Source organism: Agriterribacter sp. (assembly GCF_035445465.1).
In the GTDB taxonomy this organism is placed as follows: Bacteria; Bacteroidota; Bacteroidia; order Chitinophagales; family Chitinophagaceae; genus Agriterribacter.
In genome coordinates, this window is the sequence record NZ_DAOMQT010000001.1 from 194,843 (window position 1) to 208,278 (window position 13,436).

Here is a 13,436-nt window from a genome sequence, read left to right on the forward strand (position 1 = left end):
CTACATAATAATTTGAAAGCAATTCACAACTCTCTTTTTCAGAGGGATACTTGAATCCATGTTGTATAAGAACTAAGCTACATAATAATTTGAAAGCAATTCACAACTTAGAGACAGTACCGGTAACCGCCGCTTCGGCTGTCTATTATGACACAAACACCTCTTATCCCAAATTATATTTGTAGCCAGACAACAATACTATTCATTAGAATTACTTTACTATTATCAGGTGTAATAATTTTCTTTTATGAACTGACAAAAGCAGTATTTCGTAAACAGCAAAAGGACGAAAACAAAAAAAAACACTACCGCCAATGCTGTCCACACTGGCTTTTTTCCTAATTTAGCCACAGCGAAACAGCATTAGCGGTCTTGCTATAACGACAACTATCTTTAAGCAGACACGCAGAGAACAAACAGAAAGAGAATAAATTTAAATGGTGAACAACGACATACAAACAATCTGACTTTGGAACTACATCCCGATATTCATGCCAACATAGTATTAAGTCTGTATAGCAATCAATAATATGACATCAACAGGAAAAACTCCCACTTATGGACTGACACATATTGCTGTTGCAGTCAAAGACCTAAGTAAAACAAAGAATTTCTATCAAACCGTGTTTGACATGGAAATAATGTATGAAGAAGCAGATTTTATTCAACTTTCCACACCCGGTTCTCACGATATTCTTGTGTTTGAAAAAAACGGAAACGCCAATGGAGAATCTGGTGGCATTAAGCACTTCGGATTCAGGCTTCGTAAACCAGAAGATATTTCAGTAATGGAAAAGAAGATATTGAACGCAGGCGGGCAAATTGTTCACAAAGGAGAATTTGCTCCCGGTTCACCCTACATTTTTTTTAAAGATCCGGATGGATATGAAATAGAGATATGGTATGAGCTTGTACCCTAAGCATCAAATTCTAATGGTGAATGCACAACATGCAGTTTTGTGCAAGTGGGGCTAACGGAATAATCGCCATATCCCACGGTAGTAATGGTTGTACCTGGCCCAATAAATGCTTTGCGGAATGGAGCTGAACACCGCGTTGTACCTGAACCTTATTACATCCATCAGGGAGCCGGGAAAAAGGTAAACACCAAAACAAAAAACAGGAATACATACAGCACCATTATTAAGTGCCATTTGCTATCTTTCAGGCAAACTGCATAATTATGCTTCATACAAAATCATTCCTGCTGCTTTGCCTGCTTATGTGCGGGATGATAGTAAAAGCCGGTTTTTTGCCGGATCATCTGAGTTGCGAACAAAAAATTAATCCCTCCGGCATTGAAAGTGCAAAGCCCTTACTGGGCTGGTGGATCAGTTCAGCCGAAAGAGGCTTTACACAATTAGCCTGGCAGGTACTGGTTGCCACAAGCCCGGATAAGCTGAATGAAAAAAACGCCGACACCTGGAACTCCGGCCGCATCGCATCTGCTGATAATAACAATAATGCCTTTGCGGGAAAGTCATTGCAATCGGGTCGCAGATACTACTGGAAAGTAAGAGTATGGAACAGTGCCGGCAAAGCATCTGCATGGAGTGAAACCGCCACTTTTACTACCGGCATCCTGCAGCAGGAAGAATGGCATGCCAGTAACTGGATAGCATATGATATTTTACCCGATAGCATGCAAGTAATGCCCGGCGTGCATGGCAACGGTGATGCACTCGGCAATAAAGCCATACAACGCGCTGTGGTTCCCTGCTTCAGAAAAGAATTCATATTGGAAAAGCAGGTTAAGGAAGCCTTCGTTTTTGTTTCGGGTTTAGGACAATATGAGCTGCACCTCAACGGGGGAAAAGTAAGTGACGACTTCCTGTCGCCCGGATGGACGAATTATGAAAAGCGCTGCCTGTACAACACCTATGATATTACCAGCCGCCTGAAACAGGGACCAAATGCAATAGGCGCTATTGTTGGCACGGGATTTTTTTACATCAATCGCGAAAGATACAGGAAGCTGGTTCGCGCAGAAGGATATCCTATGCTGCGCGCTAAACTGATTGTACGGTTTACAGATGGCAGCTCAAGAGAAATTGTTACAGATGAAAGCTGGAAAACAGCGCCCTCTCCTGTACTGTTTACAAGCATCTACGGCGGAGAAGATTATGACGCCAATAAAGAACAGGCAGGCTGGGATATGCCCGGCTTTGCAGATGCCGGCTGGAAAAAAGTATTGATCACAAAGGGCCCGGGCGGGCAAATGAGGGCGCAGTATGATTACCCCTTAAAAGTGATGGACACTTTTCCGGTGAAGGCGCAAACAGCGATAGCCAAAGGAAAAACAGTTTATGATTTCGGGCAGAATGCTTCCGGCATCGTGCGCCTGAAAGTAAAAGGCAACAAAGGAGATACCATTCGTATTACACCTGCTGAATTGCTGAACGACAACGGACTGCCCGAACAATCCGCGTCGGGAAAACCTTATTACTTTACCTATATCCTTAAAGGCAGCGGCACAGAAACATGGGAGCCCCGGTTTACGTATTACGGCTTACGCTATACGCTGGTAGAATACATCAGCACTGCCCCTGCGCCGCAAATGCCGGAAATAACGATGCTGCATACCCGAAACAGCTCCCCTTCGGCCGGAAGCTTTAACTGTTCCGACTCCCTGTTCAATAATATTTACCAGCTCATTGACTGGGCCATAAAAAGCAATATGGCAAGTGTGGCCACCGATTGCCCTCATCGAGAAAAATTAGGCTGGCTGGAGCAAACCCATCTTGTGGGTGCCTCCATGCGTTACGCATACGATGTCCGGCATTTATATACGAAGATCATTCACGACATGAAAGAAGCGCAACTGCCCGGCGGCCTTGTTCCCGATATTGCGCCGGAATATGTTCCGTTTGAAGACGGCTTCCGCGATTCCCCGGAATGGGGAAGCGCCGCCGTGATCATTCCCTGGTATATGTATTTATGGTACGGCGATAAAAAAGCATTGATAAATGCCTATGATATGATGAAACGCTATGTATCCCATTTAAATACCAAAGCGAACGATCATATTTTATCGTACGGATTGGGCGACTGGTACGACCTTGGTCCGGAACCTCCCGGGCCCTCGCAGCTTACGCCACTTGCGCTAACCGCAACTGCCATATACTACTACGATGCGGTAATACTAAGCAAAACTGCCGCGCTTTTAGCAAAGGATGCAGAGGCGGAATTATATGCTGCGCTATCGGAAAAAATTAAAAAAGCCTTTAACGATAAGTTCTTTGACCCGGAAACGCAGGTATACGCCACCGGTAGTCAAACCGCTTATGCCATGCCCCTGTTCACAGGCCTGGTAGAAGAACAATACCGCGAAAGGGTTTTTAATAACCTGGTAAAAGCCATTCATGCCGGTAATAAGGCATTAACCGCGGGTGATGTGGGATACCGTTACCTGGTACGGGTTTTGGAAAACGGTAACGCTTCCCAACTGCTATATGAAATGAATAACAGGAACGACGTGCCGGGATACGGCTACCAGATAAAGCATGGCGCAACCGCGCTAACGGAATCCTGGCCCACCCTGAGGCTTGTATCCAATAATCACATGATGCTGGGACATTTAATGGAGTGGCTTTACAGTGGATTGGGTGGCATTAACCAGCAGGAAGATGATCACGGGTTTCGCAGGATCCGTATAGCTCCCCAAATGGTAGATGGTATGGATTCGGTAAGCGCTTCGCATTCCACGCCAAACGGCATTATCCATACCGCATGGAAAAAAGAAGGGAACAAAACCGTATTAACGGTAAGTATCCCCGCCAATACAACGGCAGCGGTTATCTTACCCGTTTCTCATATAAAAAACATAACAGCAGATAACCAACCGCTTATCCAAAATAAATGGATCACTCGTATACAGCAAAAAGCAGGTAATATCCATTTTGCGATTGCTTCCGGTAACTATATATTTACGATCAATCATTAATGTATGAACCACAATAGGGGTATGCGCTTTTCGCTTTTCTGCATCTGCATCGTTATATGGAGCTGCAAAGCGCCTGTGCCCTCAACCGTTTCACAGGAAACCATGCAAAAAGTATACGAAGCAGTAAAAACGCCTTTTAAATATGGCATCGTTGTTTCAGCGCCCGATGCTGCGAAAATGGCCGACAGTCCCACCGTTTTTCGTTTGAATGGCAAATGGTATATGACCTATATTATTTTTGACGGAACCGGCTACGAAACCTGGATCGCCGAAAGCAATGACCTGCTGCACTGGGATACGCAGGGAAAGATAATGTCCTTTACCGAAAACACCTGGGATGCCAGTCAAAAGGCAGGGTATCCGGCACTGGTAGATATTACCTGGGGCGGAAGCTATGCGCCCATGAAATATAACCAAAGATATTGGGTATCTTACTTAGGCGGCGCCGATAAGGGATATGAAGCAGGGCGTTTGGGTGTGGGCATGGCGTATACAGATAACCTGCAGGCAAAAGAGCTGGAAAGATTACCGCAGCCGGTATTGTCGGCCATTGATTCATCGGCTAAATGGTACGATAATAAAACCATCTTTAAAAGTTCCGTAATACATGATGCAGATAAAAAAAGCGGTTACCCGTTTGTGATGTATTATAATGCGGCAGGCGACAGTACAGATGCTAAGGGACATAGTTTTGAAAGCATTGCCGTGGCAGTTTCCAATGACATGGAGCATTGGGAACGCAAAGGCCATGACCCGGTAATTACAAAAGGAAGGGGTATTTGTGGCGACGCGCAAATTGTAAAGATGAATGACCTGTACGTGATGTTTTATTTTGGGCATAACTGGCAGGATGGCAACCCCTCCGCTTTTGACCGCTTCGCGTGTTCATACAACCTGCTGAACTGGACAGAATGGAATGGACCCAGCCTGGTAGCGCCATCCGAACCTTACGATCAGCAATATGCGCATAAGCCCTGGGTAATACAATGGGAAGGCGTAGTATATCATTTTTATAACGCAGTAGGTGAAAACGGGAGAGTGATCGCTTTGGCAACATCAAAAGATATGAATGTCAAACCATAATTATAATTTTTAAGGATCTTTTAAGCTCCTGCAGACCACCGGTTCAAGGCTGCGCCGTATTTTTGGGAGAATTTATAACAGTTTGCACCCAATGATAATACTATAAAAATAGTATCTTCATCAGGTGTGTTCAGCAATTTTTATTAAAAGCATTTTTTGAAATACCCAACTAAAAATAGAAATATGAAAGCTGCTCTTGTATGGATATGCCTGCTCTTTGCCACGCCAATGTTTGCACAGTTAACCGTCAGGGAACAGTTTGAAAAGATCAAAACACTCCAGGAAGCGCAGAAATTCATTGACGCCAACCAGCCGCTCAAACCTACCCTGCTTCACCTCACACTGGGAAAAGACACAACGCTTATAGACAAGCGGCTGCTGCGGCAAAAAAAAGGCGATGTTTTTTCCGTTGGCTATGTTACTTACCTGGTGCTTGACGGAACGGAAGAAGTGACTTACCGCGCCAACTATATCTTCTTAGACGGCTCATCCTTATCCAACGCAGAGGTAGACAGTCTTAAAAAAGTTATTTTACAAAAAGCATCTGAAGGCACATCATTCGATCAGCTTTCCGACCAGTACACCATGGATGGCAACACCACGCATGGCGACACCGGCTGGTTCTTCGGCGAAGAAATGATGCCCAAAGAATTCCAGGACGCTGTACAAAAACATAAAAAAGATGATATCTTTTTCGTTGACGTTCCCGAGCGGCAATGGCACTATATTGTTAAAAAAACCTACGACGACCAGGTGAAGAAAGAAATAACCGTGCTGCGCGCAAACGGGAGATAAGGGGTTGAAAGTATCCCTATACACCTGTACATTTACATTTACTTCTAAAAAACGGAGATCTCCGCCAACTTGCTTTCCAGGTACTGAAGCAGTTCATCTTCTTCCCAACCACCATTATATTTTTTTCCATTGACAAAGAAAGATGGAGTCCGGTTTACCCCGCTTCTGAGTCCGCTTTCAAAATCGCGCTGAACCTTCTCCGCCAGATCTTTTCTTTGCATATCACTTTTAAAGCGTTCCTGGTCAAGTCCGATGGTTGTAGCAAATAGAAAAAACTTTCTGCCTCCAGCGTTTGCTGTTTTTCAAAAATGATGTCGTGCATTTCCCAAAATTTATCCTGCAGGGCAGCGGCCTCTGTTGCAACGGCTGCAGGTAAGGCAAGAGGATGAATTTTTGATAAGGGGAAGCATACAGCTCAAAATCCGGCGCAGTGATTCCTGTTGTTAACCTGTACTTTATTTTTTGATTACTATTTATTTGATTTCTTTATCAGCACTGTTAGAATAACAAGAATGCCTTTGTTACGCCAAAGGCATTCAATAACCCCAAACCCTATGCTGCAGGAATTGCCATACGTACTTCAACAATGGCTCCATATTGAATAATCGGGCATCCCTTCGCAATCTCCGCAGCTTCATCGTAATCTTTTGCTTTTATCAGAAATAACCCGCCGATAGACTCTTTTTTTTCTGCGTAAGGCCCCTGCTGTACTTTACTATCTCCTGCAATTACTCTTCCGTCAACATCCCATCGCTTTGGCGGAGCAACCAGCTTGCCGCTGGACGCAATGCCCGCTATCCAGTCTTGATAAGGTTTTAATGCTGCTTTCATTTGCTCCGGCGAAGGACTCGGATTTTTGCTTGTAAGATCCCTGTGGATCGCTAATAAAAACTCGTTCATTTTGTTTAGATTTTATTTGTTTAAAAAAATATACTGTCGGTAAGTTCTTGCGCATCGGGTATATTATAATTTCCCGGCTGCCTCAATCATGAAATCCGCTACTTTACCTGGCTGGGATACCATAGGAACATGGCTGGATGCAAGCTCAAGCGTTGTTGCTTTTATCAGCCCGGCCTTATACCGCTCCAGGTCAGGATTAATCATCCCATCTTTTGCCGCTACGATATACCATGAAGGTTTTGTTTGCCAGGCAGGACTATATACTTTTTCCTGGGTGGCCGATGCAGCCCATGTAACCTGGGTAGCAAATATTACCTTTCTTTCTTCGGGTGATACATCCTGCGCAAAAAACTCGTTGATCCCTTTTGGCGACAGGGATAAAAAACCATCGGGGCTAAGCTGAAATTCCGGCCCCACTGCTGTTGGCGGCATCGCAGCATTAACATCGTTAACGTTCTGTCCTTCTTCAGGAACCAATGCAGCAACGTAGAGCAACCCGGCCACCTTTGGATCTTTTCCTGCTTCGGAAATCACCATTCCGCCATACGAGTGTCCAACCAGCAGTACCGGTCCGTCCATTTGAGCGATGGCCCGCTTGGTAGCAGCAACATCATCGGCGAACGAAGTGAGCGGATTTTGCACGGCAATTACGTTTAGTCCTTTTGCCTGAAGTAAAGGAATAACCTTTGTCCAACTGGAACCATCGGCGAAAGCGCCGTGAACCAATACAATATTTTTTACTCCTTTTGAATGGGTTTGTGCGTTTGCATTTTGCGACAGCGGAAAAACGTTAGCTGCAGCAATTAACGCAACTGATGTGAGTTGTTTAATTGTAAACATAAAATTTGTTTTTGATTTTAATAATATTGTTTCTTACAGGCGTCTGCAAAGTGTCGTCAGTTTTCCCTATCCTTTGTTTCGCCTAAGGGTTGGTCTTTCATTCGTATGGCATCATCCAGGAATTCCCCTCCATCGGTTATATTTACTTCGTGGTAGAATGGGTATATGCTTTCCTGAATGCCTTCTGATATGGCCCGTTCATTGCCGGGATCTGTTTTTTTAGATGAAAAGATGGTACCCATGTTAAACCATTTTTATGATTAGAAAATAAGCGCATCTGCTGCCGGCCGCCTCGTTGTGTAGCTGGCCGGTTTTCGCGGGGACACCGCGCCGACGTGGGTTTGTCCCGTGCACGAACGGGTGGAAAGTGCACGTCCCTTACAGCCGCCTCAACGAGCTGACACCCGTCATCTCCGTTACGAAAGGCAGTGATCAAATGCTGTAGTGAAAGTTATCAGGATTGCGCTGTAGCTAACTGGGCCCTGAACCAATCTTCATATTTTATTCTTCCAAGTCGGGGATTACCACCCGGAACTAAGGATCTGTCATTCAATTCGGCGCCAAAATAAAGCGCATGCCCATCACTGATCAACCGGCGGGAATCTTCTGTTGCATTCAGATAGTAGCGGATGAACTCAACCATCGGCATACGCACCGGCCCGGCTACCTCAACGGTGGCATTTAAAGGCGCTCCGAGCACGATATCTGCCAGGGCCGACACCACTTCGTCTGATGCTATGGGTTGAAATTCGGCCGGCGAAATATGCACTTCTTCACCGGTTGTGCCTGCCTGTGCTATCCTGCCTGCAAATTCAAAAAACTGAGTAGAACGCAAAATGCTGTAGGGAATCCCGGACTCTTTGATCAGTTCTTCCTGTGCAATTTTTGCACGGAGGTAACCACTTTCGGGAAGACGCTCAGCACCCACCACCGACATAGCAACATGATGCTTCACTCCGGCATAAGCTTCCGCAGTAAGCAGGTTCATGGTAGACCTTTGAAAAAAATCCAGGACCGCTTTGTCTTCAAATGAGGGAGAATTGGAAACATCAACAACAATAGCTGCATTTTTCAGCGCTTCATTCAGTCCTTCACCGGTAATGGTGTTAACACCCGATGCAGGAGATGCGGCTATCACGGTGTGATCATGCCGGAGAAGCCTGTTTACAAGATTTGAACCAATAAGGCCGGTTCCGCCAATTACTACAATTTTCATGATTTTTGTTTTTTAAATTGTTATACTTAAATATTTGTGTGATTAATAAAATCTTTTTATCAAAAGGCAAGTTGACTTTGTTATTTGCTGCCGGGATCATTCGTGCTTCAGTGCATTCTTCATAACAGCGGCTGCCTGCAACAGCGCTGTTTTAACCGCCGGGATTTCAGCCAACGGGTTTAACAAACCATAATCGTGGATCAATCCGCCGTACCTGGTTAAGGTTACTTTAACCCCGGCTTCATCTAATTTCCGGGCATAGGCCTCACCTTCATCCCGCAGCACATCATTCTCTGCAGTTTGTATTAAGGCAGGAGGAAGGCCTTTCAACTGATCTAAAGTAGCGTTCAGCGGAGATGCGTATATTTCCCTGCGCGCTTCTTTATCAGGCAAATAATTATCCCAAAACCACATCATCATATTCCTTGTAAGAAATCTTCCTTCACCCAATTCTTTGTATGAGCCGGTTTCAAAATTGGCATCGGTTACCGGCCATAGTAATACCTGGAGCTTTATAGCCGGCCCATTTTTTTCTTTAGCCATCAATGCCACCGATGCTGCCATGTTGCCGCCTACACTGTTACCAACAACCGCGAGGTTGCTACCATCAACGCCTATTTCGCTGCCATGCTCCTCCAACCATTTAAGCGTAGCGTAGATTTGATAAATGGCTACCGGATAATAGGCTTCGGGTGATGGCGTATAATCGGGGAAAATCGCTACAGCGCCGCTTTCCACTACCAGGTCTCTTATCAATCTTTTATGGGTTTGATAATCTCCCAGTACCCATCCCCCTCCATGAATATAGATGAAGGCCGGCGCGCCCGGTTGGGCGCCAATAGGTTTTACAACATGCACGTTCACCTGTTCGCCGTCCTGCATTATTGTTCTTTCCGATTCTTCAATACCGGAGTAATCTACCGTTACTGAATTTTGCGCATTTATTAATACTTTTCGTGCGTCAGCGGGACTAAGCTGTTCAATGGGCTTACCCTTTCCCGAATTAAGCGCTTGCAGAAATTTTCGTACCTGTATAAGAATACGTGGATCATTCTCTGCTTTTACAATCTTGTAAGGTTGTGTCATAGTTAAAATGTTTATGTTTTATTTTTTATTGATTGGCGATGCTAAAAACAACCGGCGTGCCAGATAGGCAATCAATTAATTCTGAGATACTTACATGAAGCGTACGATGTTTCAACCCACTTTATTTCGCCATTTGGCGAACAGAGGCGCTATATATCGGGGAATTGCGTGGAACGTTAACTTTACATCGCTGAATCGAAAGTGATATGGTAAATGCAAACCGGGGATAAACATAAACTGCTGTGCCGGCAGGGCTGCAGCAGGAGGAATACAGTAATAAGAAGAAGCAGTATGCTTAATCCGCTTTCTGGTAATAATCTGCTTTGGAAATGCCGAGCTTTTTTATTTTTGAATGCAGTGTGGTAGAAGGCATTTCCAACGCTGCAGCGGCTCCGCCACTGCCTGCAATTTTTCCACTGCACCTTTTCAATACTTCAATGATATATGTGCGTTCAAGCTGCTGAAGGGTTTTGTTCGAAACATCTGATTTATCGGCTCCTTCCTCATTCACTCTTTTAGGCAATTGTATTTCTGTTAAAACATTTCCCTGCGTTAAAAGAATGCTTCTCTCAATTAAATGTTCCAGTTCTCTCACATTACCGGGCCAGGTATAGCGCTTTAATTCCCCGATGCACTTTGGAGATATGGCTATTACTTTTTTCCCTGAATTCTTACTGTACCGTTCAAGAAAAAAATTAGCCAGTGGGGTAATATCTTCGGAACGTTCTCTTAAAGGTGGTAATGTAATAGGAAATACATTGAGCCGGTAATAAAGGTCGGATCTGAAACGACCGGATTTTACTTCATGCTCCAAATTCCGGTTGGTAGCGGCAATGATTCTAACGTCAACCTTTATTGTCGTTTTTCCGCCCACACGCTCCAGCTCACGTTCCTGCAAAACACGTAATAATTTAACCTGTGTTTCAAGCGGCATTTCGCCAATTTCGTCTAAAAACAATGTACTGTTGTTGGCCAACTCAAATTTGCCGATCCGTTTTTCAATGGCACCGGTGAAGGATCCCTTTTCGTGTCCGAACAATTCACTTTCAATCAGGTTTGCGGGCAGTGCCGCGCAATTCACCTTTACCATTATTTTGTTTTTCCTGGGAGATGCATTATGAATAGCACGTGCAATTAGCTCTTTACCTGTACCGGTTTCTCCCAATAACAATACAGTGGAATTAGATTCGGCCACAAGAGACATTAAATGATATACTTTTTGCATTTCAGGGCCATCACCAATAATATCGGAAAAATTATAGATGGTTTGAATCTGCTCTTTCAGGTAATCATTTTCTACTTCCAATTGCTTTTTATAAGCCAGCAGTTTTTCATTGGCCTGTATATTGGCAACAGCAACGGATATCTGTGCACAAATACCCTTCAGCAATAATTTGCTCAACCGCTTCGCCAGCAACCAAATCGTACCCAGGTTTTTATTTCCTACCCTGAGCGGGAAACCATACATTTTTTTTAATCCCGCGGTTTTCCATAACCTGGCATAAGCATTCCCGCTTTTTAATTCTTCCTCCACATTAAATACTACGCCATCGCTGCTTGCCAGTACATGAGCCGTGTAAGGCTCATGGATGGTTATCCGCTGCGTCACCAGTTCATCAAACTTCGCTTTTGATTTTTGAAACAATGAACTATCGTACATGAACGGGTACAGGTTAACGTTATCATCTTCAATAACCCGGATCATTGCCAGTTGAGCATGCATGGTTTTATCCAGCACTTTGAAAATAGCCGCCTGCAATTCAGGCTTCGTTCTTACCTGCGCTATATCATTACTGAAATCCAGGAGAAATGTTTGTTCCTGGTGTTTTCTACTGATCTGCTCATTTGCAAGAATATTGGAAACAGCTACCGATATCTGAGCACAAACGGCTTTTAGCAAATTGATCTTTATGTTTTGTGTTTTATTAGCATCTATATGCAGGAAAGCACAACCGATATTTTTTCCGCCCACACGCAGCGCCGATCCTAACACTCTTCGAAGTCCAAGCTTTTTCCAGAAAAAAACATACGCCGGCGCGTCAGGTATTTCCACAAGCTTGTTTATTTCGAATATTACCGGATCTTCTGAGTTCATCATCTGGCTGAACACGGGGTCATTAACAGGGTACCTCGCTGAACTCACTTCTGTATAGCCTGCTTTGGTTTTTATATGATTTCCAAGGTCCAGCATGAATGTGCTGTAAGTATGATCTTCATTTATCTGTAAAAAGCCAAAATCTTCAATAGAGAACAAACGCTTGAATTGTTTGTTTACTACCTTTTGTAAGTCATCCCTGCTCATCAACGCCGCTATTTCTTTGGATAAAGAAAGTAAAATTGATTTTTCTTTCTCTCTTTCTGTAATTTCCTCGTTAGACCTGGTATTGGAAATGGCCACGGCTACCTGGTCGCTTATTCCTTTCAGCAGGCTCAGGTTTATTTGATCCGTTATCACCCATAAAATCCCCAGGTCCGTGTTGCCTGCACGGAGCGGAACGCCTACCATTTTTTGGAATGCTGCTTTTTGCGCTCCCAGGCCTTTCCAGAATGCTATATAATGATCGGTATTTCCCTGTTTGACCTCTTCTTCAAAATCTATCAGTTGCGGCTCGTTCCCACTCAGCACTCTGCCGCTAAGTCCCTCGTTTTTGTTGATCTTAGTATTCAGCAATTTTTTAAACTCAGGGGCATCCTTGTAATGAATATCCTCATCATGCATAAAGGGGCTCAGGGTAATGCCATCATCATTTATGGTGCGTATAAAATATGCCCTGATCTGTCCCAGCTTTTTCAGCGATTGATGAATTGCCCGGCTTAACTCATCCTTAGTCCTGGCTGATGCTATATCATGACTGAACTCAATAAGAAATGTCTTGTCTTTATCTTTCTCCGCTATTTCCTCATTGACTATAATATTAGCAACGGCATTGGATAAATGAGGCGCGATTCCTTCCAGCACATTTTTAAAGTCGTCCGGGAAACTATCAGTTTTGTCTGAATACATTAATACATGCCCGATCGTTTCCATTTTACTTTTTAATTTAACGATCATCGCTTTCTTTATTCCACATTCATAATTGACCTTTAAAAATGCCGGGATACCCGGTTCGTTTATGATATCATCTAACAGAAAGGACGCCGACACTTCCGGCTCTGTAACCTGGCTAAGAAACGGGTCATTAATAACGAATTGCATTTTAAGTAAGGAAGGAAGCTCGCTGCGGTGTTTAATTTGCATAGATTCCCTGTCAATCAGGAATGGAAAATACGTTCCGTTTTGTTTGTCAATCAGCGAAATGACCGTGTGTGTAAAATAGAAATACTTTTTAAGCCTTGACGAGAAAACTTTTATAAGGTCATCCTTTTCCCGAACCCGGGTAATGTCGTTGCTTAAGGTTAGTAAAATATCTTTTTCTTTTTGGTAGAGTGCCAACTGTTGCTGAAGGGTATGGCTTTGCCCATTTTTCCCCGCGAGGTTTTGACTCTTTCTATGTTCTTTTATTGTTGCATTTTTCATGGAATGCGTTTTGCAGTGAGCGGTGCCACACAGCTTAGGCGGAATGGATATTTACA

At 44.0% G+C, this 13,436-nt stretch carries 11 protein-coding genes and 1 CRISPR repeat array (1 of these 12 cut by a window edge); of the genes, 4 read left to right on the plus strand and 7 right to left on the minus strand.

The features are described from left to right. A CRISPR array of direct repeats spans nt 1–107; the repeat unit is 47 nt; unit sequence GTTGTATAAGAACTAAGCTACATAATAATTTGAAAGCAATTCACAAC; it begins 788 nt to the left of the window's first position. Nucleotides 108–530: 423 nt separating this feature from the next. The 4 genes from PLE34_RS00760 to PLE34_RS00775 all read left to right on the plus strand — a co-directional run bounded on the left by PLE34_RS00760 (nt 531) and on the right by PLE34_RS00775 (nt 5,821). Continuing rightward, nucleotides 531–920 (plus strand): VOC family protein, encoded by a 390-nt coding sequence (locus PLE34_RS00760; protein ID WP_324553080.1) that lies wholly within the window; start codon nt 531–533, stop codon nt 918–920. Nucleotides 921–1,183: 263 nt separating this feature from the next. Beyond that, nucleotides 1,184–3,943 (plus strand): alpha-L-rhamnosidase, encoded by a 2,760-nt coding sequence (locus tag PLE34_RS00765; RefSeq protein ID WP_324553082.1) that lies wholly within the window; start codon nt 1,184–1,186, stop codon nt 3,941–3,943. A gap of 3 nt (nt 3,944–3,946) precedes the next feature. Then, nucleotides 3,947–5,026, plus strand: coding sequence for a glycoside hydrolase family protein (locus PLE34_RS00770; RefSeq protein WP_324553084.1), 1,080 nt, complete (start codon nt 3,947–3,949; stop codon nt 5,024–5,026). Nucleotides 5,027–5,209: 183 nt separating this feature from the next. Further along, the gene (locus PLE34_RS00775) at nt 5,210–5,821 is read left to right on the plus strand and encodes a peptidylprolyl isomerase (RefSeq protein ID WP_324553085.1); all 612 of its coding nucleotides are present in this window, start codon (nt 5,210–5,212) and stop codon (nt 5,819–5,821) included. Nucleotides 5,822–5,865: 44 nt separating this feature from the next. On the opposite strand, the gene PLE34_RS00780 is transcribed toward PLE34_RS00775, so the two are convergent. The 7 genes from PLE34_RS00780 to PLE34_RS00810 all read right to left on the minus strand — a co-directional run bounded on the left by PLE34_RS00780 (nt 5,866) and on the right by PLE34_RS00810 (nt 13,380). After that, nucleotides 5,866–6,042, minus strand: coding sequence for a DsbA family protein (locus tag PLE34_RS00780; protein WP_324553088.1), 177 nt, complete (start codon nt 6,040–6,042; stop codon nt 5,866–5,868). Nucleotides 6,043–6,373: 331 nt separating this feature from the next. Further along, a complete protein-coding gene (locus tag PLE34_RS00785) occupies nt 6,374–6,721 on the minus strand; it encodes a YciI family protein (protein ID WP_324553090.1) in 348 nt (115 codons plus the stop codon). Nucleotides 6,722–6,784: 63 nt separating this feature from the next. After that, complete coding sequence (locus tag PLE34_RS00790) at nt 6,785–7,561, minus strand: alpha/beta hydrolase (protein WP_324553092.1); 777 nt, start codon at nt 7,559–7,561, stop codon at nt 6,785–6,787. A 56-nt stretch (nt 7,562–7,617) separates the two neighbouring features. Beyond that, nucleotides 7,618–7,803 (minus strand): hypothetical protein, encoded by a 186-nt coding sequence (locus tag PLE34_RS00795; RefSeq protein ID WP_324553093.1) that lies wholly within the window; start codon nt 7,801–7,803, stop codon nt 7,618–7,620. Between the two features lie 212 nt (nt 7,804–8,015). Then, nucleotides 8,016–8,777 (minus strand): SDR family oxidoreductase, encoded by a 762-nt coding sequence (locus tag PLE34_RS00800; RefSeq protein ID WP_324553095.1) that lies wholly within the window; start codon nt 8,775–8,777, stop codon nt 8,016–8,018. A gap of 96 nt (nt 8,778–8,873) precedes the next feature. Further along, nucleotides 8,874–9,863 (minus strand): alpha/beta hydrolase, encoded by a 990-nt coding sequence (locus PLE34_RS00805; protein ID WP_324553097.1) that lies wholly within the window; start codon nt 9,861–9,863, stop codon nt 8,874–8,876. Between the two features lie 295 nt (nt 9,864–10,158). Then, nucleotides 10,159–13,380 carry a sigma 54-interacting transcriptional regulator gene (locus PLE34_RS00810; protein ID WP_324553098.1) on the minus strand — a complete coding sequence of 1,074 codons (3,222 nt, stop codon included), beginning with the start codon at nt 13,378–13,380 and terminating at the stop codon, nt 10,159–10,161. Nucleotides 13,381–13,436: the final 56 nt, after the last annotated feature.

Excerpts from the sequence above, each read along its gene's own strand:
- PLE34_RS00760 (WP_324553080.1), top strand. The coding sequence starts at position 531 with ATGACATCAACAGGAAAAACTCCCACTTATGGACTGACACATATTGCT.
- PLE34_RS00765 (WP_324553082.1), top strand. The coding sequence starts at position 1,184 with ATGCTTCATACAAAATCATTCCTGCTGCTTTGCCTGCTTATGTGCGGG.
- PLE34_RS00770 (WP_324553084.1), top strand. The coding sequence starts at position 3,947 with ATGAACCACAATAGGGGTATGCGCTTTTCGCTTTTCTGCATCTGCATC.
- PLE34_RS00775 (WP_324553085.1), top strand. The coding sequence starts at position 5,210 with ATGAAAGCTGCTCTTGTATGGATATGCCTGCTCTTTGCCACGCCAATG.
- PLE34_RS00780 (WP_324553088.1), bottom strand. The coding sequence starts at position 6,042 with ATGCAAAGAAAAGATCTGGCGGAGAAGGTTCAGCGCGATTTTGAAAGC.
- PLE34_RS00785 (WP_324553090.1), bottom strand. The coding sequence starts at position 6,721 with ATGAACGAGTTTTTATTAGCGATCCACAGGGATCTTACAAGCAAAAAT.
- PLE34_RS00790 (WP_324553092.1), bottom strand. The coding sequence starts at position 7,561 with ATGTTTACAATTAAACAACTCACATCAGTTGCGTTAATTGCTGCAGCT.
- PLE34_RS00795 (WP_324553093.1), bottom strand. The coding sequence starts at position 7,803 with ATGGGTACCATCTTTTCATCTAAAAAAACAGATCCCGGCAATGAACGG.
- PLE34_RS00800 (WP_324553095.1), bottom strand. The coding sequence starts at position 8,777 with ATGAAAATTGTAGTAATTGGCGGAACCGGCCTTATTGGTTCAAATCTT.
- PLE34_RS00805 (WP_324553097.1), bottom strand. The coding sequence starts at position 9,863 with ATGACACAACCTTACAAGATTGTAAAAGCAGAGAATGATCCACGTATT.
- PLE34_RS00810 (WP_324553098.1), bottom strand. The coding sequence starts at position 13,380 with ATGAAAAATGCAACAATAAAAGAACATAGAAAGAGTCAAAACCTCGCG.